Raw genomic sequence first — 25,182 nt, 5'->3', positions numbered from 1 at the left:
CGCCTAGTGCAAGGTCCCGCCGCCCTCTGCATCCCCGTCGGACGCCGTGCCGCTGTCAGCGTCGTATTCATCGACCTGGACGTCCGGCGCCCCCATCACCGCTTCCCAACTGCGCCGGGGCAGATAGTTCTGCAGGCGCACGATCGCCTGACGGATCAGGGCGTCGTGCAGTTCATGGCCTACGTTCGCTGCCATGTCCAGGGTCGCATCGCCGCCCAGTTCGGCCAGATGGCCATGGACCTGCTGCGCCTGATCCACGGGGGCGACGCGGTCCGCCGCGCCGTGCAGCAGATGCAGGGTGGTCTGGGCGGGCGCGACCTGCGGCAGCGTGGCGAAGCGGGTGGAAAACAGCAAGGCCCGACCGGCCAATCCCCTATCAGCGCAGACGGCCTCCAGCGCCACGGCCGCACCTTCGGAAAACCCCATCAGGGCAGTCTGCTGACCGCGCAGGTCGTGGCTGCGCTGCCAGGCCCGGACCTCGCCCGCCAGGGCAATCCCCGCCTCGGTCACCAGGCCGACATAGGCTTCGGCATCCGGGTCCGACCGGGTGATCCAGCGACGGGCCAGGCCCTCGCCGAACGGGCCGTAGGGTTGGACGATCAGCGCCTGGGGAAAAGCCTGGCGGATCGCCGCCACCAGATGCAGCACCTGGTCCGGCGCGGCCGATTCGCCGTGCAGCACGACGAAGAGCTGCGCGGGTGCGCCGGAGGACGGTTCGATGATCAGGGGTTCGGGACGGGGATCGGTCATAGGAAGCGAACTTTACCCTGCGAATCCACCAGCGTCCAGGAACTGTTGTTCTTCAGGCGTGGTGTCGCGCCCGAGCGCGCCGTTGCGGTGCGGGAAGCGGCCGAAACGCTGGACGATGTCGCGGTGTTCGATCGCCCAGGACAGGGAATCCGGCAGCGCGCGCGTGTACAGGGCGACGGACTCCTCCTGCACGGGCAGGCTCTCGGCATGCATGAAGGGCAGGCACATGAAATTGCGCAGATCCGGCTCGATCCGGTCCAGAAAGACCAGCGCACGACGCGCATAGGCCAGGGCCAGGCCGTCGGTGGCGAACATGTGGCCGGTGCCCCGGAACCCATTGCGGGGATACTGGTCCAGCAGCAGGATCAAAGCCAGGGCCGATTCGGGCTGATCCAGCCAGCCCTCCAGCTCACCGCGCGCGGCGGCAAAGTGGGCGTCCCGGAAGCGCTCGCGGAATTCGTCGTCGAAGGCGGCGTCCTTGGAAAACCAGTGGCGGGGGCCCGCTTCGCGCCAGAAAGACAGGACGGCACGGGCCGTATCAGCGGAAACGGGAGCGGTCGGGGCGGTGGCTGGGGACATGAGCGTTCCGTAAGGTCATGGAATGCCCTTACGGTACACCGATCCTTCTACAATCGCAGCACCGACGCCTCACCTCCCGCCGTCTTCCCGGAGTCCGCCATGTCCCTGTCCGACGATTTCGCCCCCACCGGCGCGCTGCGCGCCTCCATCAATCTGGGCAATCCCCTGCTGGCCCATCGCAACGCCGATACCGACGCGATCTCGGGCGTCTCCGTAGACCTGGCCGGAGAATTGGCGCGAGAACTTGGCGTGCCGCTGGAGCTGGTGGTGTTCGACAAGGCGGCCCAATCGGTGGCTGCCGTCACCGGCCAGACCGCCGACATCGGCTTTTTCGCCATCGATCCCAAGCGCGGCGAAGGCATCGCCTTCACCGCCCCCTACGTCCTCATCGAAGGCGCCTATCTGGTGCGCGAGGATTCCCCGTTGAGGGACAACGCCGAGGTCGACCAGTCCGGCCATCGCGTCGTGGTCGGCCAGGGCAGCGCCTACGACCTGTACCTCAGCCGCCACCTGACGCAGGCCGCCATCGTGCGGGCGGAAAATTCCCAGCGCGTGGTGGACGAGTTTCTGGCCGGCGGCCAGGAGGTCGCCGCCGGGGTGCGCCAGCAGTTGCAGGCCGACGCGGACCGGGTCGGCGGCGTGCGCCTGCTGCCGGGCCGCTTCATGGTGATCGAGCAGGCCATGGGCCTGCCGAAATCGCGGCCGGCGCAGGCCGCCGCTGCGCTGGCCGACTTCGTGGCACGCTGCAAGGCGTCCGGCTTCGTGGCCCGGGCGCTGGAACGTCACGGCATCCGCGGCGCCTCGGTCGCGCCGTAGCTAAAGCACGAACCTCAAGTCCGCTGCATCCGCCACTGGCGGTACCAGCCGTAGCCGCTCAGCAGCACGACTCCCGATATCACCAACAGCGTCCCGCCCAGGAAACCCGCGCCCACCGGCTCGCCCAGCAGCCAGGCGCCCAGGATCAGGCCGAACAGCGGCGTCAGAAAGGAAAACACGCCCAGGCGGGACGCCAGATACTTGCGCAGCAGCCAGAACCAGACCAGATAGCTGAGGAAGGAGACGAACACTGCCTGGAAAGCCAGGCTGGTCCAGACCAGCGGCGTCATGCGGAATTCCGTCTGCCCGAGCAGGATCGAGCCCGCCAGCAGCCACACCGCGCCCACCGCCAGTTGATAGATCAGGGTCTGGCTGGCCGGCAGCGCGGCCATCCGCGTCACCCGCACCACCACCGTGGTGGCGCCCCAGGCGGCCCCGCCCAGCAAGGCCAGCAAATCGCCCCACAACATGGCGGCGTTCGCCGCCTGGGCCCCCTCGTCACGCCACAGAAACGCCATTGCGATCCCGCCGAAAGCCAGGCCCACGCCCAGCCATTGCACGGCGGCCAGGCGCTCGTCGGGCAGCTTCCAGTGCAGCCCCAGCGCCGCGAAAATCGGCGCCGTGTACAACATCACCACGGCATGGCCGGCCGACGTATGGCGCAACCCTTCGCCCAGCAACAGGAACTCCAGGGCATACAGGGACCCGGCCAGCAGCCCCGGCCGCCAGACATCCAGAATGCCGTCCAGGCGCTGGCCGCGCCAGGCCATGAACAGGAGCACCAGCACGGTCGCGACCATGCTGCGCACCGCCATCTGGAATATGGGCGAGAAATCCAGGGCAGTGGCCTTGAGCGCGATCTGCTGCATGGCCCAAAGCAGGCACAGCACCAGCATCAGGCCCGAAGCCAGGCCATCCATCGGCCGGCGGGATTCCATAGGGTTCACTCTAAAAATAAACTGCTATTGTAGGCCTGCGCAGTTTCGAGCCCCTGCCCCCACCGGGGGTTTTCCGGCCGCCGCCCGCGGCGCGGGTCTATGATGATTCTCACCATCGTCCCAGGAGGCCCGCGCCATGGATTCCCCCCTCTATCCTCACCCCACTGCCGCGTTGGCCAAGCGGCGCGCCGAACTCGCACCCGATGCCCTGTCCGCATTCAAGGCCTTCAGCAAGGCCGTGTTCGCCCCCGGCGCGCTGGACGCGAAAACCAAGCAACTGATCGCCGTGGCCGTGGCCCACGTCACCCAGTGCCCCTACTGCATCAAGGGCCACACCGAAGGCGCGGCGCGCGCAGGCGCGTCCGACGCGGAAATCATGGAGGCGATCTGGGTGGCGGCCGAAATGCGGGCGGGCGGCGCCTATGCCCATTCGGCCCTGGCCCTGCAGACCCTGGACGATCTGCACGGACATCCCTGAGGGAACCTCTGGACTGAAACGTTTTCCCGCCAAGCCGCATCTAAGGTCAACGGTATTCTTTCAGGAGTTCACGTGGACATCCAGCTCCAGCCCGATCCGGCGGCTGCGGACGACCTCGCCCTGATCGGGCACGCGGCAAACGGCGACCTGGCGGCCTTCGAGGCCCTGATGCGCCGCCACAATCAGCAGCTCTACCGAGCCGCGCGCAGCATCCTGCACGACGAAGCCGAGGCCGAGGACGCCGTCCAGGAAGCCTGGTGGAAGGCCTACGGCCATCTGCGCAATTTCCGCGCCGAGGCCCGGCCCGCCACCTGGCTGACGCGCATCGCCATCAACGAAGCCCTGATGCGGCAGCGGCGAAACAGATCGCGCGAAACCCTCATCCAATCTGCATACCAGGTTCCGCACGAACAGGACACCATGCCGACGCACGACCCCGACACCGCCGCGCCCGCCTCCGCAGGCCCCGACCAGATGGCCTGGCGCGCCGAACTGCGGCGCCGGCTGGAACGGCACATCGACGCCCTGCCGGATCTCTACCGCACGGTCTTCATGCTGCGCGCCGTGGATGAGATGCCGGCCGCCGAGGTCGCGGCCGTCCTGGGCCTGCCCGAGGCTACCGTGCGCGTGCGCTTCATGCGCGCCCGCCGCCTGCTGCAGGAAGCCATGCGGCCGGACTTCGACCCGCACGCCGTGGGCGCGTTCTCGTTCGCGGGTGAGCGGTGCGACCGAATTGTGGCGGGTGTGATGGCCAGGGTCAATCGACCCGCCCCGCCTTCAAAATGACCGCCACCTCGGGAAAACCCGCCACGGCGGCCGCGGGCAGTTGCGCATCCGTGTCGGCATAGGGGCGGGCGTCCGACGCGTCGCCCACCACGATCCGCCCGACCATCCCTGCATGCTCGTGCGGCAGGCAGAAATAGTCGTACACGCCCGGCGTGTCGAACACCACGGTATAGGACTGCCCCGGCAGCAGATAGTCCGAATTCCACGGCTTCGCACCCGTCGGCATGCGCAGCGGCTTGCCGTTGGCCGGATGATAGGCCGTCGCGGTATGGACATTGCCGGTATCCCGGTTGACCCAGCGGACCGCCTGGCCCGGCCGGATCAGCAGGCCCCGGGGCCGGAACCAGACCTCGGATCCGGTCGGTGTGCCGGACATGCCGATCTCCACGGCGTCAGCGGCCGACGCCGGCCGCAGCAGGACGGCCGCCAGCAGCAGGCCGCCGCCGGCGCCCAGCAACAGCCGGCGGCGCGGGTCGTACGCGACCGCGCTCATTTCGCCACGCGGCTTTCCTGCGCGGCCGGCACGTTCCACAGCACGATGTGGATGTGCGGCTCCGCCACGCCGGGATGCCCTGCGTTGTACATGATGTCGACGTGATCCACCTTGACCCCGGCCGGCACCTTCAGGTCATTCAAGTGCATGTTCGGCTTCATCAACGACAGCGGGATCATGTAGGTGGTGTTCACCAGGCGGCCCTCATGGTCGTATCCCAGGAACGGCCCGGCCGGCAGCGTGGCGGGATCGACGAACAACTGCCCCATGCCGGGAATGAAGTCGGGCAGCTTCACCAGCGAACTGACCGCCTTGTAGGGCGCGGCAGGCGGCGCTTTCTGCGCCGACGGTCCGGCCGCCTGAGCGACGGACGCGCCGAAGCAAAGCACCACGGCGGCCGCGGCCGCCGTCAGAAAGGAACGTGTGGACATGTGGATCTCCCGATCGACGCGGCGGAAATCGCCGTGTTTCACGCCATTGGATGCGCGGTCCGGGAGATTCGTTTCGGCTGCGGAACGTCAGGGGGCGGATCAGGCCGCCGCGTCCTCGCACATCAGTTCCGGCAGGCCCTGCAGGACGGCGCGTGCGTCCAGCGAGCGCAAGGGGACGCCCGCGTCCGCCGGGATGCGGCCATCGACCTGCAGCATCTGGTAGCGCAGGCAGCAGACGCGCAGAAAAGAGGAAAAATTACCGGTCTCGCCCCGATGATCCAGCAGTTCGTCGTACAGGCGCTCGATCAACTGGGTCACCCGCATGCCGTCGCGCCGGGCGATGTCTTCCAGCACCTGCCAGAACAGATGTTCCAGGCGCACACTGGTCGCCACGCCATGCAGGCGCAGGGAACGGGATTCACTATCGTAGGACCGGGGATTGGCCCGGATGAAGATTTCGCACATGGCGCAGGCTCCGGAACGGGCGCGGGACCCTGTGACTGTAGAGACGCTCGCCCGGGCCGCGCAAGAGGGAAATCCCCGACACCCCGGGCGGCAGGGCGCGCACGCTGCGCGGCCGTCCCGCGGACTGGCGCACGCCCCGAGCAGCATCAATGCTGGATGCGCGTGCCCAACACCGCCAGGAACTGGGCGATCCAGGCCGGGTGCGCAGGCCAGGCCGGCGCGGTCACCAGATTGCCGTCCGTGTGTGCCTGATCGATCGCGATGTCGGCATACTTGCCGCCCGCCAGGCGGACTTCGGCCGCGCAGGCCGGATACGCGGAGCAGGTGCGGCCCTGCAGCACACCGGCCGCCGCCAGCAGTTGCGCCCCGTGGCAGATCGCCGCAATGGGTTTGGCGGCGGCGTTGAATTGCTGCACGATGACCAGGACACGCTCGTCCATGCGCAGGTATTCGGGGGCGCGCCCGCCGGGGACCACCAGCCCGTCGTAGGCCGCCGAGTCCACTGCGTCGAAATCCCGGTTCAGCGTGAAGCGATGCCCGGGTTTTTCGCTGTAGGTCTGGGCGCCGTCAAAATCGTGGATCGCCGTAGCCACCCATTCGCCGGCTTTCTTCCCTGGACACACCGCATCGACCTGGTGGCCGACCGCCAGCAAGGCCTGGAACGGCACCATGACTTCGTAATCCTCGACATAGTCGCCCACCAGCATCAACAATTTCTTGGCCATCGTTCGTCTCCTGTGTCAGGTGATTCCCGGGCATGCCTCGGGAATGGATATCGGGCACCGGATCTCACGTCCGGATGCCGCATCTGTCCATTGTGGACCTCGAAGCCACCACCCGGGTGGTATTCCCATACCGCCTGGCGGCCACACAGCGTCCCTTGGAAACCAGGCGACCCGACCCCATGTGTGGCTTATTGGCCTTGCACACCCGGAGCGCCCCCATGCCCACGCTATTCGACCCCCTCCAGCTCGGCGACCTGTCGCTGCCCAACCGCATCATCATGGCGCCCTTGACCCGTTGCCGGGCCGAACCCGGGCGCGTCCCCGGCGACCTGATCGTCGAATACTATCGTCAGCGCGCCGGCGCCGGCCTGATCATCAGCGAAGCCACGGCCGTCACGCCGATGGGCGTCGGGTACCCGGACACCCCGGGCATCTGGTCCGACGACCAGGTCGAAGGCTGGAAGAAAGTCACCGCCGCCGTGCACGAGGCGGGCGGACGCATCATCCTGCAGCTCTGGCACGTCGGCCGCATTTCCGATCCCCTGTACCTGGACGGCGCGCTGCCGGTCGCGCCCAGCGCCATTCAGCCCGCCGGCACCGTCAGCCTGGTGCGCCCCAAAAAGGCCTACGTCACACCCCGCGCCCTGGACACCGCGGAAATCCCCGGCATCGTCGATGCCTACCGGCAAGGCGCGGCAAACGCCCGGGCGGCGGGCTTTGACGGAGTGGAGATCCACGCCGCCAACGGCTACCTGATCGACCAGTTCCTGCAAAGCAGCACCAACCTGCGCACCGATGCCTACGGCGGCCCGGTCGAAAACCGCGCCCGCCTGCTGCTGGAGATCACCGACGCGATCCTGGAAACCTGGGCGCCCGGGCGCGTCGGCGTCCACCTGTCGCCTCGAGGCGATGCCCATGACATGGGCGACGCACATCCACGCGAGACCTTTGGCTATGTGGCCGACGCCCTGGGCCGGCGCGGCATCGCCTTCCTGTGCCTGCGCGAACGCGAAGGCGAGGACAGCCTGGCGCCGATGATGCGCGAGAAATTCCCGGGCCAGTTCATCGCCAACGAGGCTCTGGACCAGGAGCGTGCCGCCGGCTGGCTGGCGCAGGGGCGCGCCGACGCGGCCGCTTTCGGCCGGCTGTTCATCGCCAACCCCGATCTGCCCGCCCGCTTCGCCCAGGACGCGCCGCTGAACACGCCCCGGCCCGAGACCTTCTATGCCTCGGGTCCGGAAGGCTATACCGACTATCCGGCGCTGGAAGGCTGCGGGGCGGCTGCCTGAGACACGGCGCATGGCCGGTCGTCATGACCGGCCAACATGACACGGGTCGGGCACGGCTCGTCAGCACCCGGGGTGCGGCCAAGCGCCGCCTCCCGGGCGCTGCCTGAGATACACAGAGCGCCACTTACATGCATATGCAAATACATTGACAGGTGTTTTTCCATCTAATAATATGCATGTGCATGCATTGAAATACATCCGACTCAGCTCAACTCAAGGAACCCCATCATGCACTGGCTCTATCTCGGCATCGCCGTCATTTTTGAAATCGCAGTCGCCATTTCCGCCGGCAAGGCGAACGGATTCACCCATCCCGGGTGGACGCTGGCCACGCTCGCCAGCGGCGCCATCGGCACCTTCTTCCTCAGTCTCGCCCTGCTGACCTTCGACGTGGGCGTGGGCTACGCCATCTGGACATCCATCTCGGGGGTCGGGGTGGTCATCCTGGGCGCCCTGTTCTTCGGACAGCGTCTGAACGGGGCCAAGGCGCTGGGCATCCTGCTCGTCATCGGCGGCGTCATCGGCCTGCGCCTGAGCGGCGCGGCGTAGACCCCATTCGCCCTCTCACCCCATCTTTCAAACGAGGTACTCGATATGTCCACGAATCACACCCATCAGAACAAAAGCCGCGCCTGGACCATGCTGCTGCTGGCCGGCGCTTTCGAAATCGGCTACGCGCTCAGCGTGGCGGGCAGCCACGCCTTCACCCGGCTGAACTGGTCCATCGCCGCCGGGGTATTTTTCCTGCTGACGCTGTACGCGCTCAGCGTCGCCCTGAAAACCATCGACGTGGGCATTGGCTACGCGGCCTGGGCCGGCATGGGCTCGGTCGGCGCCACCGTCTTCGGCAGCGTGCTGCTGGACCAGCCCCTGCCCCTGGTCCGGGCGCTCTGGCTGGCGGTCATCATCGCCGGCGTCGTCTGGTTGAAACTGGCCGACAGCGCCCAACTGCAGGCGGCCAGGGGCCAGGCCCCGGCTTGACGGTCCGCGTCCTGGCCGCATGCCGTCCGCGGCGCATGCGGCCAGGGGGCCATTTGCATGGGCATGCATATGCGAAAATGGATGATCCAGCGACCGAACGCCCAGAAGGAGCATACCGGTGAAGTCCACACACAGCGAAGCCTGGCTCGGGCTGATCCAGATCGCAGCCCAGGTCGAAGCGGACCTGGGCAAAATGCTGCAGGCGCGGCACGGCCTCGGCCTATCGGAATACCGCGCCCTGGAAATCCTGTCCCGGTCCCCCGACACAGAACTGCGCATGCAGGAACTGGCCACGCATCTGCGCCTGAACCAGAGCTCGGTGTCCCGCATGGCTGAACGCCTGGAACGCGCGAACCTCACCATCCGCGACCTGTGCCCGGACGACAAGCGCGGGGTGTACGCGGTCCTGACCGACCAGGGTCGCGCCCGCCTCGAAGCCGCACGGCCCGACTATGAACAGGCGCTGGCCGCGGCGCTCAAGGCGCACGGCGGTGAGAAACTGCTGCCGACGCGAGGCCGGAACACGGGCTGAAACGCCCGGTCCCGTCAATCCCGCCCCCTGGGCATGGGCAGCCACAGCGCCACCCGCTGGCTGAGCCGCTGCACCGACGGCCCGAACAACAGCACGATAGTGAACGCCGCCGGCCAGGCCGCAGCAAAGGCATGCCCCCAATGCCGCAAATAGGCTGCATTCAGGCCGAGGTTCAGCCAGACCACGAACGCGGTCATCAGCAAGGACATCCAGAGGGACATCAGCGCGGCAAAGACGAGACGGAGGCGTTGGGGGGAAGATTGGAGGGAAGACATGGCAAAGCTCCTGGGTTGGTATGGAGCACAGTATGAAATCCACCGATAACAGGAACCAGACCGGATCTATCAATCTATAATTTCGATAATCGGAATCATGAATTGACCCCATGCTGGATGCACTGGCCCTGTTCGTCACCATTGTCGAGTCCGGCAGCCTGAGCGCCGCCGCCGAGCGCCTCGACCTGCCCGCCGCCACGGTCACCCGTCGCCTCCAGGCGCTGGAACGCGAACTGGGCTGCCGCCTGCTGCACCGCAGCGCCCGCCGGCTGCAGCCGACGGCCGAAGGCCTGCAGTACTACGAGCAATGCCGGCCTCTGATCCATGCCCTGGGTCAGGCCACCCGCTCGCTGGACGACAATCTGCGCCAGATCGCAGGACACATCCGCGTGCTGGCGCCGGTGAATCTCGCCAGCGGTCCGCTCACCCCCGCCTGGGTCGGATTTTTGCAACAGCATCCCCAGGTCAGTCTGGAATTCCAGCTCAGCAACACCTTGCAGGATCTGGTCGGCAGTGGCGCCGATCTGGCCATCCGGGTCGGCGAACAGGCGGATTCCTTGCTGACCCACAAACGCCTCGGACAGATCGGCGTGCGTCTGGTCGCCGCGCCCGCCTATCTGGCCCGGCGCGGCACCCCCGCATCGGCAAGCGATCTGGCTGCGCATGACACGGTCATCTCCATGCCGCTCCAGGAATGGCCCCTGCGTGACCCTGCCACCGGAGTCGAACTGATCGTGCGGCCCACCGCACGCCTGCGGACCAATGAAATGCGGCTTGCCGTCGCTGCGGCCGAGGCCGGCCAGGGCATTCTGCTCTGCCCCGCCACGCTCATCCTCGACAGCATCGCGCGCGGCACCCTGACGAGTCTGCTCGACGACTGGATGCCCGCACCCAGGCCCCTGTTCGCGGTCTGGCCGCAGCAGCGCTATCTGCCCGCCCGAGTGCGCGCGCTGGTGGATCATTTACAGACATTCGTCGAGACCGCGCCGATCTTCGGCGACGGCGCTCATCCCGCGAACCGAGCCTGAGATCCGCCCTATTTCAGGCTGGCGTCGATCAGCAGCGCCGCCGCATCCGTCAGGTGCTGCACCGGCCCGGCCGCGCCGAGCATCTGGCTGGACACATAGGCGCCTTCCAGCAGCAGTTGCAGGCCGTCGCCCAGGACCTCGGGGTCGCGCGCGCCCATGCGGCGCGCCAGGTCGGTCAGGCGCTCGCGCACTTTCTGCTTGTTGGCCACCGACACCAGCCGGGCCGGATGATCGGGTTCGGGATATTCGACGCACGCGTTGGTCAGGCCGCAGCCCCGGTAGCCCGGCAGACCGGTGCGTTCGGTCAAACCCGTGAAATACGCCAGGATCTGCGCGCGCGGATCATCCGGATAAGCCTCGGCCGTTGCATCGAACCGACGCCAGAATTCCAGTTCGTAGTCCCGCAGATAGGTCGCGGCCAGTTCGTCTTTCGAGGCGAAGCTGCGGTAGAGACTGGGCTTGGTGACGCCCGCCTCGGCCACGATGGCGTCCACCCCCACCGCCCGGATCCCCTGATGGTAGAACAGATCCCGCGCGCTGCTGCGGATGCGGTCGGCCGCACGCGGCGGCGCGGCCTGCAGGTCGTGCCCGGGATATTCCGATCCGGGATGCTGCCGCGTCTTTGTCATGAGGCTGCTCCTGAAGCCGAATCGAATGCCGCGTATGCCGCGCATCCGGATCGAGAGGCTGAAGATTCGTACATTCCACTTGACGATGTTACTGACCAGTACGTATTATAGGCTCTTTAGAACGTACCGGTCAGTAACATTCATCATGCCCTCCCCCGCACGTCCTGTCCGCACCGCCCTCGTGTCCCGCATGGGCCAGCGTTATGCCTTCGTGGTGGTCGGCGTCATCTTCTTCTGCCTGCTGTTCTCGGCCGGATTGCGCGCCACGCCCAGCGTGCTGCTGGATCCGTTGCAGGCATCCTTCGGCTGGAGCCGGGCGACCATCTCGCTGGCGGCCGCCATCGGCATCTTCTTCTACGGCATGGTGGGGCCTTTCGCCGCCGCTGCCATGGACCATTTCGGCCTGCGCCGCGTGCTGCTGACGGCGCTGTTCGTCATGGCGGCCTCGTCCGCCGCCAGCGCCTACATGACCCAGACCTGGCACCTGATCGCCTTGTGGGGCGTGTTCTCGGGCATCGGCTCGGGCGCCGTGGCCACGGTGCTGGGCGCCACCATCGCCAACCGCTGGTTTCTCAAGCACCGGGGTCTGGCCATGGGCATCCTCACCGCCAGCACCGCCACCGGCAACCTGGTCTTTCTGCCCCTGCTGGCGGCCCTGGCCTCGTCCGGCGACTGGACGCGCGCGGTCTGGATCGTGGCTGCCGCCATGGTGGTGATGGTGCCGCTGGTCTGGCGGCTGGTGCCCGACAGTCCCGACAGCGTGGGCCTGTTGCCCTACGGCGCCGACCGGGACGACCCGCCCCTCCCCGTCGCGCCGCGCACCGGCCTGATCGCCGCCACCTTCGGCGCCCTGGGGCGCGCCAGCCGCACCCGCGCCTTCTGGTTCCTGTTCGCCACCTTCTGGGTCTGCGGCTTCACCACCAACGGTCTGGTGGGCACACACCTGATCGCCATGTGCGGCGACCACGGCATCGCCGCCGTCCAGGCGGCAGGCCTGCTGGCCTTGATGGGCGTGTTCGATCTGGTCGGCACCACGGCGTCGGGCTGGCTCACCGACCGCTACGATCCGCGCAAGCTGCTCTTTGTCTACTACGGCCTGCGCGGCGTGTCGCTGATGATGCTGCCCTATACGGATTTTTCGCTCTACAGCCTTTCTATCTTCGCCATTTTCTATGGTCTGGACTGGATTGCCACCGTGCCGCCCACGCTGCGCCTGGCCACCGATATTTTCGGCGACCGCGACGCCCCGGTGGTATTCGGCTGGATCGTCGCCGGCCACCAGATCGGCGCCGCCACGGCGGCCTGGATGGGCGGTTTCGTCCGCGAGGTGTCCGGCAGCTATCTGATGGCCTTCGTGCTCTCGGGCGCCACGGGCATCGCCGCCGCCGTGATCGCGCTGATGATCAAGCGACGGCCCATGGCGGGCGTGCCTGCGGCGGCTTAGTCGCCCGGCAGGCGCATCGCCGCCACCGCGACCTCATCCCAGCATCATGCGCGGCAAGAAGGTCACCAAGGGCGGGAACAGGATGGCCAACAGAACGACGAACAGATACACCCCGACGAAGATACCCATGTAGCCCAGGCAGCGCCCCGGGGTCACCCCTGCCAGACCGCAGGTGATGTTCAGCAAGACCCCCACCGGCGGCGTAGCCCCCCCGATCTGCATGATGATGGCCAGGATGACGCCAAAAAAGATCGGGTCAAAGCCATAGCCAATGGCCAGCGTATGCAGCAAAGGGCCAAAAATCGTGGCAATCGCCAGCACTTCCATGACGGTGCCCAGCAGCAATACAAATCCGATCACCAAAGCCAGATAGACATAAGAACTGGTGGTAAAAGACTGAATCCACGCCCCCACCACTTCGGGTACGTTCTGCCAAGCCAGCAACCATCCGAAGATCGCCGCAAAGGCGATGATGGCCATGACCATCACGGTGACGCCGGCAGACGCGATCAGAACCTGGGGCAGATCCCGGATCTTGAAGCCGCGGTAGTAGAAACGGCCCACCAGAAATGCATAGACGACAGCGATCGACCCTGCCTCGGTGGCCGTGAAGATCCCTCCGGCAATACCGCCGATGATGATCAGCGGCATGGCCAACGCCGGGAGCGCCTCGCGCGTGGCCTTTTTGATGGCGACACCACCAGCAAAGCGTTCGCGCACAATATTTGGCTGGCGTTTCGGTGACGTCAGGAAATAGACCGCCACCATCAGCCCCAGGGCGATCAAGTACCCCGGGATGAACGCACCCAGAAACAGGGCGCCGATGGACACATTGACGATAGAGCCGTACAGGATCAGCAGAATGCTGGGCGGCACGATCGGCGCCAGACAGCCCGCACTGGCCTGCAAGGACGCCACAAACGTAGGCTTGTAGCCCTTGTCGATCATCGACGGCACCAGCACCGAGCCAATGGCCGTCGTGTCAGCCACGGCGGAACCGGACACATTGGCAAAAATCAGGCTGGCAAAGACGCCGGTTTGTCCCAAGCCCCCGCGCACATGCCCGATCAACGCCTGGGCGAACCCGACCAGGCGGCTGGTCAAACCGCCATGGTTCATCAATTCACCCGCCAACACGAAAAGCGGTATCGCCAGCAAGGCAAAACTGTCCGCCGCATTCGCGGCACGCTGCGCAAAGATCAGAACCGGCACATCGGTCATCAACAGCATGGCCAGCACCGACAGCCCGATCGAAAAGGCAATCGGAATGCCGATCGTCAAAAACAGGAACAACAGAAGCAGCATGTAAATCGCTTCCATTCCGACCCCCTCAGTTTGCGTCCTGACCGGACAAGCGGCGCTTGATGCGCAACACGTACTCGATCAGCATGAGCGCAGACCCCACCGGTACAGCCGCATAAATCCAGGATTTGGAGATGCCCAGCGCAGGTGTGATTTGCGACTGGGCCATCTGCATCAACAGCAGCCCCCCATACAGCAGGGCGCCAAACAGCACCATGCAGGCCAGATCGATCAGATTCAGCATCCAAATACGCACCTGGCCCCGATAACGGCTCAGGAGCATCTCGACACACACATGCTGGCCCCGTACCAGGGAACTGACCATGCCGACATAGACCAGCCAGACCAGGCTGTAACGGGCGACCTCATCCGCCCACGGCAAGGAGTATTCCAGGATATAGCGGCTGACCACGCCCATGAAAGTGGCCAGCACGATCGCCAGAAAGCAAATGATGACGACGATCTCGCTAAACAGTGGATGCCAACGCTTGTGCATCGAATGTCTCCAGCCAATGGTGCTTATTTACCCAGTTCTTGGCGAACCTTGACCACATAATCGTAGATTTTGCGCTCTTTGGCGTATTCATCCACCATCGGCCCGAAGAGCGCGTTCAGCTCGCCCTGATCCAGCTCGACGACCTTGACGCCATGCTTTTCCTCCAGCACCTTGCGTGCCGCCAGTTCCGCATCCAGACCCGTCATCGGCCGGAACCAGATGCCGGCTTCCTTGGCGGCTTCCTGGAAGATCGCCCGATCCTTTTCCGGGAGCTTCTGGAAGAATTTTTCGCTGGCTTCCCACACGGCGGATTGATACATGTGGCGCGTCACGACAGCCCGGTTCTCGACCTCATAGAACTTCATGGCAAGCATGCCAGGGTCTTCCTGTTCGTGACCATCGACCACATGCGTCTGCACCGCCGTATAGATTTCATTGAAACCCATCGGGGCGGCGTTGAAACCCATGGTCGTCAGCACCTTCAGGTACAGGGGCGAGTTGGGCGAACGCAGCTTGATCCCCTTGAGGTCAGCCACGGTCTTGACGTCTTTATCCTTGAGGAACACGTTGCGGTGCGCCTGATCCACCCACCACAGGACCCGCACACCCGTGCTGTCGAGAATCTTCTGGGCCAGATCCTCTCCAATCGGCCCATTCATGACTTTGTGCACCTCGTCAAAGTTCGACAGCAGCCCCGGCAGACCGATGATTTCGGTTTCCTTGACGTAGTTGGGCAAAATCGCGGAATAGCCGAACATCATGTCGAGCATGCCGGCCTGCATCTGCTCGAACATCTCGGATTCACTGCCCAAGGTGCTGTTGTAGTACATCTTGAACTGATAGGCATCGCCGGTTTTCGCCCGGACGATTTCCTCGAACTTCTTGATGTACGAGTTCATGTAGAACTCTTCGGATTGAATGCTGCCGACACGCACCGTCGTCGCCGCGCTCACGACGGAGGCGCTAAAAGAGACGGCCAGGGCCGTCGCGCAAACTGTTAGCCATTTTTTCATGGGATGTCTCCTTGGTTGATTCTATTTATCGTTGATGCAGCCACCTGAATCAGCTATTTGATTGGTGGGTCTCCAGAATGGCGGCTGCCAGCCGCCCCTGATCCAGCGGGAACGTGAATGCGCCGATATACGGTGCGCGTTCCCATGTGATGCGGGCAATCGTGTCCGCCGCTTCTGCGGGGTCGCCCTGAAAACCCAATGCAGTCAAGGACCGTGGCAAACCGACACGTTCATAAAACGCCACCAGGTCCGCCATGAAATCGGCAGACTTGCCTTCAAGCAGCAACTGCACCAGCAAACCAAACGCCACCTGCTCGCCATGCAAGGCGCCGGCCGACCCCGGGACCGCCGACAAACCGCGCGTCAGCGAATGCGAGATCGAAAGCCCGGCATTTTCGAACGCCAGGCCCGATAACAGAATGGTGGCTTCTACCGTCCGCTCAAAGGCATCATCGGCTTGCTTGCGCCGGACCGCGTTCAAAGCGCTTTCGGCATCTTGCCGCACGATGTCATAACAAAGATTGGCGACGGCCTGCGCCAGCAGCGGCGCCTGGGCATCATAAAAATTGTTCCGGCGGCTGCCAATGCACTGCTCGGCCTCAAATTTCTTGGATAGCGCATCACCGATCCCGGACACGAAAAACCGCTCGGGCGCCTTGACCAGCACATCGGTATCGACAAGGACCAAATCCGGGTTGGTCGGCATGCGCAGCACGGCATCGACCGCATGCTCTTGTGTATAGAGCACCACCAGACGGCTGGTGGGAGAGTCATTCGATGCGATCGTCGGCACGATGAAGATGGGCTTGCCGCATTGGATCCGGACGCCTTTGGCGCTATCGATGGTCTTGCCGCCCCCCACGCCCACGATAAGATCCGCACCGGCCGTGGCCGCCAGGCCGGACAGCCGTTCGATCTCCGCGCGAGTGCATTCACCGGCAAAGGCCACGCAGGTCGTGTCTGCGGCCAGATCACCCAAGCCTCGCATCAGTGCGGGCTGCAGCACATTCAGGATCCCAGTGTCCACGATGACAAAAGGACGCCGCGCCCCCAAGGCAGCCGCGCACGCCCCCAATTGAGCGAGCGCGCCCGGTCCCTGGACATACTGATGCGGGGATCCGAAGGTTTTCAACATGACTTACTCCCCGGCCAGGGCGGACAAGCGATGGTTGACGGTAAACAGCGCCCGGGCCGCATCCCTGTAGATGGCGTGCAGTTCCTGATAGTGTCGATGCCGCTCTGCGTCCGGCTCGTGCCGCGCCACAATGGACACGGTCTGTGCCGCCGCCGTCGGCAGGTCTGGAAATGCTCCCACCCCAACGGCCGCAATCAAGGCCGCACCAAACGAGGCATCCGTGGTGCGCGGCACCACAATCGAAATCCCCAGCACATCGGCGACGATCTGCCGCCAGGTCGCGCTGCGGGAACCGCCGCCGATGATGCGCGCCTCCTCCATGACATGGCCTTGTTCCGCCAGGGCCAGCAAGACGTCGCGCAAAGAAAAGGCGATCCCTTCGTACAAAGCGCGCACAAAATGCTGACGCTCATGGGCAAACGTGATGCCGAGGAAATCCCCGCGCAACAGCGGATCCCAATACGGCGTCCGCTCTCCCTGCAGATAGGGATGGAACAGCAGACCGTCCGCCCCCGCAGGGACGCCTGCGGCCTCTTGGTCCATCACGGCAAAGGCTTCTGCGCCCGACATGCCGTTGCCGCTGAAGAACGTATCCCGCAGCCAGCGATGCGCCGAGGCGCAAGAGTTGGTCGCGCCGATGGCGTACCAATCCCCCGGCACGCAGAAAGGGTAGTGAATGACGGACGGACGATCTCCGGGAGCCTCGCTGACGACGGTGAGGGTGGCCGCCGTGGCCAGCTTGACCGCGCCCGTACCCGGCGCCACAGCCCCGGCGCCGAAGGTCTCGATGGAGGTGTCCGACGTACCGCAGACGACCGGCGTCCCCGCCGCCAGGCCACACGCGCGTGCCGCTTCCGGCGTGATCCGGCCGACCACATCCGTCACCGCAACCAGGGGGGGCAGAATCGTTTCGTCCAGGCCGATCATCTCGCACAGCCTGACAGACCATTCGAGGCGGCGCGTGTCGTACAACAAAGTGCCTGCGGCCTCGGTGTGATCGGTTTCCCAGGTCCCGGTCAATTGCGCCCTGAGCCAATCCTTGGCCACATACAGACGTCGGGTCCTGGCCAGGGCATCCGGTTCATGGCGCGCCAGCCAAAGCAATTGCGGCTGGGTCCAGGTCGGGGCGGGTTTGTTGCGCGCGATGTCGAAGATCTCGTCGCCGTACTGTTGCGTCAGTTCCGCCGCCTCTTTGCGGCTGCGGGTATCGCTCCACAGAATGGCGGGCCGGATGACCTCGCCCTGCGCGTCCACCAGCACCGGCGTATGCGCGCCCGCGCTCAAGGCGACGGAGGCGATCTGGTCCGCCCGGATATTGCCCTGCGCCAGCGCTTGTTTGGCCGTGGAGCACAACGCCGTCCACCAATCCTGGGGATTTTGTTCGCTCCAGCCGGGGTGCGGGTTGCGCGTCGTTAGCTCGGCGCTGGCCGAGCCTGCGACGGTCCCATGCGAATCGATCACCATCGTCGTCAGGCTGCCTGCGCCGATATCGATCCCAACGAAATACTGTTGTGTCATGACTATCCGATCCGATTCAGAATCAACCCCAATAGAAATCGCGGCGCCCGCCGTCCATGCAGATCAGTTCGCCATTGATGAACCCGGCCTGCCCGGAGCACAGGAATGAGACCAGGGCAGCCACTTCGTCCGGCCGGCACAGGCGGCCCACCGGATTCTGCGATTCCAGGCGATGGATCATGTCGGGCGAGAACTGCACGATCAGTTCCGTGGCGACATAGCCGGGGGCAATGGCATTGACCGTGATCCCGGCGCCGCCCACCTCCTTGGCCATGGTCTGGGTCAACCCCACGATGCCGGCCTTTGCCGCCGAGTAATGGGCCACCCCAGGGCGACCGCCCCCGGTGAAATTCATGGAAGACGTATTGATGATGCGGCCAAAACCATTAGCGCGCATAGGTTTGACCGCCGCACGCGACCACAGGAAGGTGCTGTCCAGATGCACATGCAGCATGCGCTGCCAGGCATCGAAGGGCAGTTCCTCGACCGGGGCGGCAGGCCTGACACCGATGCCCGCATTGTTCACCAAGATGTCCACGCGACCAAACGTGGCCACAGCCCGCGCGACAGTCTCATCGGCCACGACCGGATCGGTGGCGTCGCCCGACCATCCTTCCGCCTGGATGCCCTCAGAGGCCAACTGCTCCGCCGCCTGTGCCACCGCATCGGCATTCAGATCGTTGAGCACGACCGTCGCGCCCTCGGCGCCCAGGGCGCGCGCATGCGCCAGGCCGAGGCCTTGGGCGCCGCCTGTGATGATCGCCACCCGATTGGAAAGTCCTAGATCCATGACACCTCACCTACCTGCTTGTTTTGGGCCCGGCGCCCAGGGCCATTTGAATCACGCGCCCGTGCTCAGCCCCAGCTTGCCAGGGCACAAGATGCCTTGTGGATCCAGACCGGTCTTGATGCCTTGCAACAGGCTCATACCCGCCGGCCCGAATTGGCGCGCCATGTGCGGCGCCAGACGCATGCCTACGCCATGGTGATCGTTCATGACACCACCCGCCACCAGAGAGGCCTCAACCGCAGCCGCTACGATCCGGTCATGCAGATCCACGGCCTCGTCCAGCGTATCGGGGCCTTTCGGGACGATGACCCTGGAGTAGATCATGGCGCCCCACTCATACCAGTGAGACAGGTGCGTCTTGACCGTCAGGCCCCACTTCGGCTCGATTGAATGCTCGATCGCCTGCGTCACGCCGGTATAGAGCGCCTCGATGCAACGGAAGTCGGCGACGGCATCCATCGTCATCCAGATTTGGGGCAATTGCGGGACGTGCGGCGGGTGCGACATGTCATAGCGGTTGGCCCACCACTCAGCACCGACGCGAGACTCCAGCATGCGGCCGCCATGCGACCGGCAGATCTCATCACAGATACGGCTTTCGACCTCGACCAGGGCCTCGTGCTGACCCTCGATCATCAGCACCATGGTTTCCCCATCGATGCCGGCCTTGGCCATTTTTTCCAGACTGAGCACCGCCGACTTGACGTCATACAGGCGGATCACGGCGGGCCGCAGGCCGGTCGTCACGATCTCGCGCCCAGCGGCGATACCTGCTGCCAGATCCGGGAAACGATAGGCACTGAAACGGCGGGCCTTGGCCTGACGCTGCAACTTCACGCGAGCGGCGGTCACGATCCCCAGCGTGCCCTCGCTACCGATGAACAACTGTCCCAGTTCCGGCCCGACACCATGTCGGGGCACAGACGGCAGTTGGACCACGCTGCCGTCGGGCATGACCACTTCCAGCGACAACACATGGTCCTGGATATTGCCATAGCGGGAGGACAGCACACCCGAACCGCGCGCCGCAATGGCTCCACCGACCGACGCCCATTCCGCAGAAGCCGGATCATGGGTGAAAGTGAGGCCTTGCTTGTTCAATTCAGTGTCGAAGACTTTGACGTTCATCCCGCACTCGACGGTGCAGGTCAAGGACTGTTCGTCGATCTCGCGCACCCGATTCAGGCCGTTCAGGTCCAGCAGCAGCCCGCCCAGGTTCGCATTGGCTGCGCCCTGCACACCGGAGCCCCCCCCTAACGGGGTGACCGAGATGCCTTCACGCGACGCCAGCCGCATGATGTCCGACACCTGTTCGACTGTGTGCGGTGCAACGACCAACTGCGGCTGATTCAGAGGCTTGCCGTGATGCGCATGCACCAGCGTCAGCCAACTCTTATCGCCCGGATAACGCTGTTGAGCCTGCGCTCCGCTCCAGACCTTGTCCGCCCCCACGATCCGAGCCAGCTCGGAGGCCATGGAATCGATGGCAGCCTGGGACATGCCCTGGTTCCGCCGATACGCATCATGCACTTGACTGCCCACACTCTTCTCCCTAGATACGGACTTAGAACTGAATCCTTGACTGATTTTAGGGAAACCATAAAATAAACAAAAGTTGAATATTCTGATAAATTAATTCATAAAAACTGAATCATGAGAGAGCTCAATCTGGACCAGCTCAGAACCCTGGTCACCATCGTCGAACACGGGTCTTTCATCGCCGCAGCACGCATCCTGCACCTGGCCCCGCCGACGGTCAGCCTGCATATCAACGAACTGGAAGAGCGCCTGGGCATCCCGCTGCTGCTGCGCAAACGCAAGAAGGTGGAGCCCACGGGGGCCGGGGCGGCCCTGATCGACCGGGCGCAATGGCTGCTGAACCAAAGCAATGCGCTACGCGAACACATGCAACTACATGCCGCCGGCAAAACCGGCCGGGTCCGGGTCAGCGCTGCGACGCCGGTGATCGCCTATCTGCTGCCCAAGGCGCTGGAACGCCTGGCGCAAAAACATCCGGGGATCGAAGTCGAACTGGCCGTACTCAACTCCCGCGAAGCGATGGATCGCGTCGCCAAAGGCTTGCTGGACATCGCCGCCGTCGCCCTCCCCCAAAGCCCCATGCCCGAAGTCCAGGTGCTCCCCTGGCGAAAAGATCCGGTGGTCGCGCTCATCCCGGCCCACTGGGAACACCCCAAGCAGGCCTCTGCGGCCTGGCTGGCCACCAAGCCCCTGATCCTCAACGACGACACCACGCAGCTCGCCCGGATCACAACCGAATGGTTTGCTGCCGCCAATCTGCGGCCACCGGCCAAAATCCGGGTCAATTACAACGACTCAGCCAAGAGCCTGGTCGGCGCGGGCTACGGCGCCACCCTGCTCTCATACGAAACCCTGCATCCTCAAATAGATCAACGCATCAAGGTGCTGCCCCTGAATCCGCCACTCTGGCGCCCCATGGGCATCGCCAGCCGCAGCGGGCCGCTGGAAATCGCCGTCCGGCACGTGCTGGAAGAACTGAAGCGGATTTGAAGGTGCCCCGGAAACTGCAGCGATTGAAAAGAACGTGGTTCAGACCATTGCCCGACAGCGCAGCTAGGCTGCAAACACCTGCGCAAACCGGCGGAATTCGTTTATTCCGTCCTGACGACAGCCTTTACACACTCGAAAAAAAACCGCCCGAATCCGAGCGGTTGCAAAAGCACTACGAAGATTCTCAGTCGTCCTGGGCCAGCAAGGCGCGATAGATCAGCGCGCCGATCACGCCGCCCGCAATCGGCGCCAGCCAGAACAGCCAGAGCTGATCCACCGCCCAACTCCCCTGAAACAGGGCCACGCCGGTCGATCGCGCGGGATTGACGGACGTATTGGTCACCGGGATGCCGACCAGGTGGATCAGCGTCAAGGACAGGCCGATCGCCACCCCCGCCAGACCCGACGGTGACCGCTTGTGCGTGGCGCCCATGATGATGAACAGAAAGAAGCCGGTCAGCACGACCTCGGCCACCAGCGCCGCCGTCAGCGAATAGCCGCCGGGCGAATGCTCGCCATAGCCGTTCGACGCAAAACCCGCCGTCACGTCAAAACCGGCCTTGCCGCTTGCGATCAGATAAAGCACTGCGGCGGCGGCGATGGCGCCCGACACCTGGGCGACGACGTAGGGAATCAATTCACGCGCGGGGAAACGCCTGCCCGCCACCAGGCCAAACGTCACGGCGGGATTGATGTGGCAACCTGAAATATGCCCGATTGCATAGCACATGGTCAGCAGCGTCAGGCCGAAGGCCAGCGCGACACCGGCAAAACCAATCCCCAGTTCAGGAAACGCGGCCGCCAGCACCGCACTGCCGCAGCCGCCGAACACCAGCCAGAACGTACCGAACAATTCGGCGGCGCATCGCTTCGTCAGGGTCATTGCATCGGCTCGATTGAAGTTTGAATGAAATCGAGTCTATCAACGCAATAGGGTGAAAACCACGTCGGCAAAGCAAACAATCGTCAATCCCGAGCAAGAATTTTCATACCTTGACGTTTCAGGCTTCCGTCGCTCCCGCTTTGCCGATTCCGCGAGCCGGGGTCAGCCGTGCGCGACCAGATGGCGGACCAGACGGTCAACGATCAATCCAGAGGAATCTCGCCGTCGAGTTTTGCGAGCAGTGTGTTAGTGGGGTGACGCAGCAGGCGCACGACGGTGCTGTCGCCAAAACGGCCGAAGGCTTCCGGGGAAATCTCGGCATCCACAGGAATCCGGGTGCGTTGCCCGGTGCTGTTGTAGCTGTCGACCTGAACCCATAATCGCACTGGCACTTTCCCGGAAGCCGTGGGCTCGCCCGTCGATTGCACGGACTTGACCACGGCGCGCACCGGCACCCATGGCGCGGAGGTGTCGTGCAAGCCGCGCTTCCGGATGCGGCTGCCATACCAGCCCAGCAACGCGATGCCGCCAAACAGGAACAGCACAAACACCAGCCCCACCCACGTTGGATAGTGTTGCTGCATCCATGCGAAACCGTAGATCAGCAGTCCGAGCATCGCGAAAAAAACGAGGATGCGCAGCAGTCTGGGCAATCTCATGGTACGTCTCCCGGAAGGTCGATCACACAGGCCGGATGCCCAGCCGGCAACTCACACGACGCACTGCCGACTCACCTCGTCCGGCAGCAGGCTCGCAGCGGCTTCATCGAGGATCATGGTGGTCTGCGGGTGCCTTTTCAAAATCGTGAAGGGAATTTCCTCGGTCACATCCCGCCGATACCATTCGGCCACGATCTCCGCCTTGGACTCGCCGGTGGCCACCAGCAGGATCTCCCGCGCAGCCATGATCTCGACCAGCCCCAGGGTCATGGCCGACTCCGGGACCACAGCGCCCGCCGCAAAAAAACGGCGGTTGTCGATCCGGGTCTGCTCGGCCAGCTTCACCACATGGCACGGACGATCGAAGGCGGTCCCGGGTTCGTTGAAGCCGATATGCCCATTGCCGCCCACACCCAGCAACTGCAGGTCGATCCCCCCGTAACCTTGCAATTTTGCGGCATACGCTTGGCAATGAGCGACCGAATCCCGGGCCAGCCCATTCAGCAGATGCAATCGCGATGCATCGAATGCCAAATGCCGGAACAAGTGTTCCCGCATATAGACCGAATAGCTTTTGGGATGATCCGCGCTCAATCCGACGTACTCATCCAGATTGAAGGACGTCAGTCGGGAGACATCCAGGCCGGACTGGCGCGCCTGGTCGATAAAGCGTGCATAAATCGGCTCCATCGTCCCGCCCGTCGCCAGGCCAAGGACGGCCTCGGGCTTGGATCGGATCTTGGCGATGAGCGCCTCGCTGACGTATTCCGCGACAGCGGACGGATCGGAGAAGATCTGGATCATAGATGAGACTGGCCTTTGCTTGGCATCCTGACACGAGACTGAAAGTATGCCGGACAAAAGGCGCCAATCCTAGCACTGGAGCGTGGTACGCCGCGTTGAATTCCGTCAGAAATCGAGAATGCGGACGTGCAGTGGGGCTGCGGCCTGGTTCAGCAATTCCCTTTCTTGGCTTGTCCCGGAGGGCAGAACCCCCCATTCCCGTGACTCGGGGCCGGATCGACAACCACAGCCCCGCGCGGCGTATAAACCGCACAGGCCGAAAGCAGGGAGAGCATTGCACACACCAACAGTATCCTTTTCATGCCAGCCTCTTTTAGAGCGTAGCAATTTTGCCCTAAGCCGCCGCAAAAGGGGTTACGGAGCGTGACTGATCAGCAGACACTTACGGCGTATGTGGTCCCGGGTACTGCGGGAGGTGATCTTCAATCTCTTCCCACGGCGCCTTCTCGGCAACGTACCGGTGCTCTCTCGCCCGCTTGGTGAACGAGGTATCCAATGACCCCAACCGGATGCCCAGCAGCTCCGGGTGACCGGATCGAAAAGCATAGATGGGCGAACCGCAGTTTGTACAGAAGGCTCGGAACATCCCGGGCGACGATTCGAACTCTTTCAGCGTCTCGGTACCCGACCGGAGATGAAAGTTCTCTCGTTGTACGGGTGCGTTGGCTGCGTGACTGGAACCGCTGGCTTTACGGCAACTCACACAATGGCAATAACCGAACTCACCCGGCTCCTGGCTGATCTCGTAGCGAATGCTCCTGCAGAGGCAACTACCTTCGTACATGACGCATGCTCCAGAAAGGATGTGAAGAGTCCATTCCATGATAGCAATCGTTGGTTCTGTCGGGTTGACCGCTGAGTCAGTCGCCCCCCCGGCTGGCGACCAACCCAGGCTGCCTGCCGGTTTGCTTCAGCAGGACTTAGCCATTCCAGTTCTCGAACAACCGGCGCTGAAACAGCGCTTTGTGCTTCGCCTTGTCGCCCACGTAACGGGCGGCATGACCGCACCCCATACACGAGCACATCTGCCGGGTACGCGCAGCGATCCCAACGGCGCGAGGCGACCGATCGCCGGCCGTCCAGTAGTGAGCAACCTTGCATTTGACACGTCGCGCATGATGAACGCGCTCGGCCTTTGTCCTCATGCCACCTCCAATCCCAATAGTTGAAGGCAACAAAGCCCGCGAACCTTTCGGTGGGCGGGCTACGTTGACTGGCGGGAGGGTGGGATTCATACATCAGCCTGAAAATCGCATGGATGAACGATATATGAAAGTGCCTTCCTGGCAATACCCCCAGAAATACCCCCATTCATGCAACGCTGCGGGTCAGTGCAGAGGGTCTCTGAATCGCCCCGGAACCTCTAGACACCCACGTGCCTCATAATGAGGCGATGAGGAGTTGTCATGAGCAC

The 25,182-nt window shown here is 64.2% G+C and carries 30 protein-coding genes; 10 read left to right on the top strand and 20 right to left on the bottom strand.

What is annotated here, in order from left to right:
* Window positions 1–3: 3 nt before the first annotated feature.
* On the bottom strand, window positions 4–750 hold the full coding sequence (gene ypfH / locus ACFO0J_RS13780; RefSeq protein ID WP_376813669.1) for an esterase: 747 nt from the start codon (window positions 748–750) through the stop codon (window positions 4–6).
* 12 nt (window positions 751–762) lie between these two features.
* The gene (locus ACFO0J_RS13775) at window positions 763–1,329 is read right to left on the bottom strand and encodes a DUF924 family protein (RefSeq protein ID WP_376813668.1); all 567 of its coding nucleotides are present in this window, start codon (window positions 1,327–1,329) and stop codon (window positions 763–765) included.
* Between the two features lie 99 nt (window positions 1,330–1,428).
* Here ACFO0J_RS13775 and ACFO0J_RS13770 point away from each other — a divergent pair, with 99 nt between their 5' ends.
* The gene (locus tag ACFO0J_RS13770) at window positions 1,429–2,145 is read left to right on the top strand and encodes an ABC transporter substrate-binding protein (RefSeq protein ID WP_376813667.1); all 717 of its coding nucleotides are present in this window, start codon (window positions 1,429–1,431) and stop codon (window positions 2,143–2,145) included.
* 14 nt (window positions 2,146–2,159) lie between these two features.
* On the opposite strand, the gene ACFO0J_RS13765 is transcribed toward ACFO0J_RS13770, so the two are convergent.
* A complete protein-coding gene (locus tag ACFO0J_RS13765; protein WP_376813666.1) occupies window positions 2,160–3,083 on the bottom strand; it encodes a DMT family transporter in 924 nt (307 codons plus the stop codon).
* 136 nt (window positions 3,084–3,219) lie between these two features.
* On the opposite strand from ACFO0J_RS13765, the gene ACFO0J_RS13760 reads away from it, so the two are divergent.
* Window positions 3,220–3,561: a carboxymuconolactone decarboxylase family protein gene (locus ACFO0J_RS13760; protein WP_376813665.1), complete on the top strand. Its 342-nt coding sequence runs from the start codon at window positions 3,220–3,222 to the stop codon at window positions 3,559–3,561.
* Window positions 3,562–3,633: 72 nt separating this feature from the next.
* Window positions 3,634–4,347, top strand: coding sequence for an RNA polymerase sigma factor (locus ACFO0J_RS13755; protein WP_376813664.1), 714 nt, complete (start codon window positions 3,634–3,636; stop codon window positions 4,345–4,347).
* On the opposite strand, the gene ACFO0J_RS13750 is transcribed toward ACFO0J_RS13755, so the two are convergent.
* The 4 genes from ACFO0J_RS13750 to ACFO0J_RS13735 all read right to left on the bottom strand — a co-directional run bounded on the left by ACFO0J_RS13750 (window position 4,319) and on the right by ACFO0J_RS13735 (window position 6,461).
* The gene (locus ACFO0J_RS13750) at window positions 4,319–4,840 is read right to left on the bottom strand and encodes a cupredoxin domain-containing protein (protein WP_376813663.1); all 522 of its coding nucleotides are present in this window, start codon (window positions 4,838–4,840) and stop codon (window positions 4,319–4,321) included. The genes ACFO0J_RS13755 and ACFO0J_RS13750 overlap by 29 nt on opposite strands.
* Window positions 4,837–5,271, bottom strand: coding sequence for a DUF5602 domain-containing protein (locus tag ACFO0J_RS13745; protein WP_376813662.1), 435 nt, complete (start codon window positions 5,269–5,271; stop codon window positions 4,837–4,839). Before ACFO0J_RS13745 ends, ACFO0J_RS13750 begins: the two co-directional genes overlap by 4 nt.
* A gap of 99 nt (window positions 5,272–5,370) precedes the next feature.
* Window positions 5,371–5,736, bottom strand: coding sequence for a ribbon-helix-helix domain-containing protein (locus ACFO0J_RS13740; RefSeq protein ID WP_376813661.1), 366 nt, complete (start codon window positions 5,734–5,736; stop codon window positions 5,371–5,373).
* A gap of 146 nt (window positions 5,737–5,882) precedes the next feature.
* Window positions 5,883–6,461, bottom strand: a complete 579-nt coding sequence (locus tag ACFO0J_RS13735) for a DJ-1/PfpI family protein (RefSeq protein WP_376813660.1) — start codon at window positions 6,459–6,461, stop codon at window positions 5,883–5,885.
* A 218-nt stretch (window positions 6,462–6,679) separates the two neighbouring features.
* On the opposite strand from ACFO0J_RS13735, the gene ACFO0J_RS13730 reads away from it, so the two are divergent.
* The 4 genes from ACFO0J_RS13730 (at window position 6,680) to ACFO0J_RS13715 (ending at window position 9,263) form a co-directional block, all read left to right on the top strand.
* Window positions 6,680–7,750 (top strand): alkene reductase, encoded by a 1,071-nt coding sequence (locus ACFO0J_RS13730; protein WP_376813659.1) that lies wholly within the window; start codon window positions 6,680–6,682, stop codon window positions 7,748–7,750.
* A gap of 228 nt (window positions 7,751–7,978) precedes the next feature.
* A complete protein-coding gene (locus tag ACFO0J_RS13725) occupies window positions 7,979–8,299 on the top strand; it encodes a DMT family transporter (protein WP_376813658.1) in 321 nt (106 codons plus the stop codon).
* 45 nt (window positions 8,300–8,344) lie between these two features.
* On the top strand, window positions 8,345–8,731 hold the full coding sequence (locus tag ACFO0J_RS13720) for a DMT family transporter (protein ID WP_376813657.1): 387 nt from the start codon (window positions 8,345–8,347) through the stop codon (window positions 8,729–8,731).
* Window positions 8,732–8,849: 118 nt separating this feature from the next.
* Complete coding sequence (locus ACFO0J_RS13715; protein ID WP_376813656.1) at window positions 8,850–9,263, top strand: MarR family winged helix-turn-helix transcriptional regulator; 414 nt, start codon at window positions 8,850–8,852, stop codon at window positions 9,261–9,263.
* Window positions 9,264–9,277: 14 nt separating this feature from the next.
* Here the strand turns inward: ACFO0J_RS13715 and ACFO0J_RS13710 are convergent, their stop codons facing one another.
* A complete protein-coding gene (locus tag ACFO0J_RS13710) occupies window positions 9,278–9,538 on the bottom strand; it encodes a DUF2798 domain-containing protein (RefSeq protein ID WP_376813655.1) in 261 nt (86 codons plus the stop codon).
* A gap of 110 nt (window positions 9,539–9,648) precedes the next feature.
* Here ACFO0J_RS13710 and ACFO0J_RS13705 point away from each other — a divergent pair, with 110 nt between their 5' ends.
* A complete protein-coding gene (locus ACFO0J_RS13705) occupies window positions 9,649–10,566 on the top strand; it encodes a LysR family transcriptional regulator (protein WP_376813654.1) in 918 nt (305 codons plus the stop codon).
* A gap of 8 nt (window positions 10,567–10,574) precedes the next feature.
* Here ACFO0J_RS13705 and ACFO0J_RS13700 read toward each other — a convergent pair whose 3' ends face one another.
* A complete protein-coding gene (locus ACFO0J_RS13700; RefSeq protein ID WP_376813653.1) occupies window positions 10,575–11,195 on the bottom strand; it encodes a TetR/AcrR family transcriptional regulator in 621 nt (206 codons plus the stop codon).
* 190 nt (window positions 11,196–11,385) lie between these two features.
* On the opposite strand from ACFO0J_RS13700, the gene ACFO0J_RS13695 reads away from it, so the two are divergent.
* Window positions 11,386–12,639 (top strand): MFS transporter, encoded by a 1,254-nt coding sequence (locus ACFO0J_RS13695; protein ID WP_376814156.1) that lies wholly within the window; start codon window positions 11,386–11,388, stop codon window positions 12,637–12,639.
* Between the two features lie 33 nt (window positions 12,640–12,672).
* Here ACFO0J_RS13695 and ACFO0J_RS13690 read toward each other — a convergent pair whose 3' ends face one another.
* Genes ACFO0J_RS13690 through ACFO0J_RS13660 form a run of 7 tightly spaced genes read right to left on the bottom strand, consistent with a single transcriptional unit; the run spans window position 12,673 to window position 20,393 of the window.
* Window positions 12,673–13,959: a TRAP transporter large permease gene (locus tag ACFO0J_RS13690; protein WP_376813652.1), complete on the bottom strand. Its 1,287-nt coding sequence runs from the start codon at window positions 13,957–13,959 to the stop codon at window positions 12,673–12,675.
* A 10-nt stretch (window positions 13,960–13,969) separates the two neighbouring features.
* Window positions 13,970–14,437 carry a TRAP transporter small permease gene (locus ACFO0J_RS13685; protein ID WP_376813651.1) on the bottom strand — a complete coding sequence of 156 codons (468 nt, stop codon included), beginning with the start codon at window positions 14,435–14,437 and terminating at the stop codon, window positions 13,970–13,972.
* A gap of 23 nt (window positions 14,438–14,460) precedes the next feature.
* Window positions 14,461–15,450, bottom strand: a complete 990-nt coding sequence (locus ACFO0J_RS13680) for a TRAP transporter substrate-binding protein (protein ID WP_376813650.1) — start codon at window positions 15,448–15,450, stop codon at window positions 14,461–14,463.
* A 49-nt stretch (window positions 15,451–15,499) separates the two neighbouring features.
* The gene (locus ACFO0J_RS13675; protein ID WP_376813649.1) at window positions 15,500–16,585 is read right to left on the bottom strand and encodes a glycerol dehydrogenase; all 1,086 of its coding nucleotides are present in this window, start codon (window positions 16,583–16,585) and stop codon (window positions 15,500–15,502) included.
* Window positions 16,586–16,588: 3 nt separating this feature from the next.
* Window positions 16,589–18,103 (bottom strand): xylulokinase, encoded by a 1,515-nt coding sequence (xylB, locus tag ACFO0J_RS13670; RefSeq protein ID WP_376813648.1) that lies wholly within the window; start codon window positions 18,101–18,103, stop codon window positions 16,589–16,591.
* A 22-nt stretch (window positions 18,104–18,125) separates the two neighbouring features.
* A complete protein-coding gene (locus ACFO0J_RS13665; RefSeq protein ID WP_376813647.1) occupies window positions 18,126–18,893 on the bottom strand; it encodes an SDR family NAD(P)-dependent oxidoreductase in 768 nt (255 codons plus the stop codon).
* Between the two features lie 51 nt (window positions 18,894–18,944).
* On the bottom strand, window positions 18,945–20,393 hold the full coding sequence (locus ACFO0J_RS13660; protein ID WP_376813646.1) for an FAD-binding oxidoreductase: 1,449 nt from the start codon (window positions 20,391–20,393) through the stop codon (window positions 18,945–18,947).
* 153 nt (window positions 20,394–20,546) lie between these two features.
* Here ACFO0J_RS13660 and ACFO0J_RS13655 point away from each other — a divergent pair, with 153 nt between their 5' ends.
* Window positions 20,547–21,422 carry a LysR family transcriptional regulator gene (locus ACFO0J_RS13655; protein WP_376813645.1) on the top strand — a complete coding sequence of 292 codons (876 nt, stop codon included), beginning with the start codon at window positions 20,547–20,549 and terminating at the stop codon, window positions 21,420–21,422.
* Between the two features lie 184 nt (window positions 21,423–21,606).
* On the opposite strand, the gene aqpZ is transcribed toward ACFO0J_RS13655, so the two are convergent.
* The 4 genes from aqpZ to ACFO0J_RS13635 all read right to left on the bottom strand — a co-directional run bounded on the left by aqpZ (window position 21,607) and on the right by ACFO0J_RS13635 (window position 24,552).
* A complete protein-coding gene (gene aqpZ, locus ACFO0J_RS13650) occupies window positions 21,607–22,305 on the bottom strand; it encodes an aquaporin Z (RefSeq protein WP_376813644.1) in 699 nt (232 codons plus the stop codon).
* 203 nt (window positions 22,306–22,508) lie between these two features.
* Window positions 22,509–22,964, bottom strand: a complete 456-nt coding sequence (locus ACFO0J_RS13645; protein ID WP_376813643.1) for a hypothetical protein — start codon at window positions 22,962–22,964, stop codon at window positions 22,509–22,511.
* A gap of 51 nt (window positions 22,965–23,015) precedes the next feature.
* On the bottom strand, window positions 23,016–23,768 hold the full coding sequence (locus tag ACFO0J_RS13640) for a glucosamine-6-phosphate deaminase (RefSeq protein ID WP_376813642.1): 753 nt from the start codon (window positions 23,766–23,768) through the stop codon (window positions 23,016–23,018).
* 382 nt (window positions 23,769–24,150) lie between these two features.
* Window positions 24,151–24,552, bottom strand: a complete 402-nt coding sequence (locus ACFO0J_RS13635) for a GFA family protein (RefSeq protein ID WP_376814155.1) — start codon at window positions 24,550–24,552, stop codon at window positions 24,151–24,153.
* Between the last annotated feature and the right edge of the window lie 630 nt (window positions 24,553–25,182).

This window comes from Castellaniella hirudinis, assembly GCF_042651965.1.
Lineage (GTDB): Bacteria > Pseudomonadota > Gammaproteobacteria > Burkholderiales > Burkholderiaceae_B > Castellaniella > Castellaniella hirudinis.
Note: the sequence above shows the minus strand (reverse complement) of the source record. Positions and strands in the feature narration are given on the sequence as shown.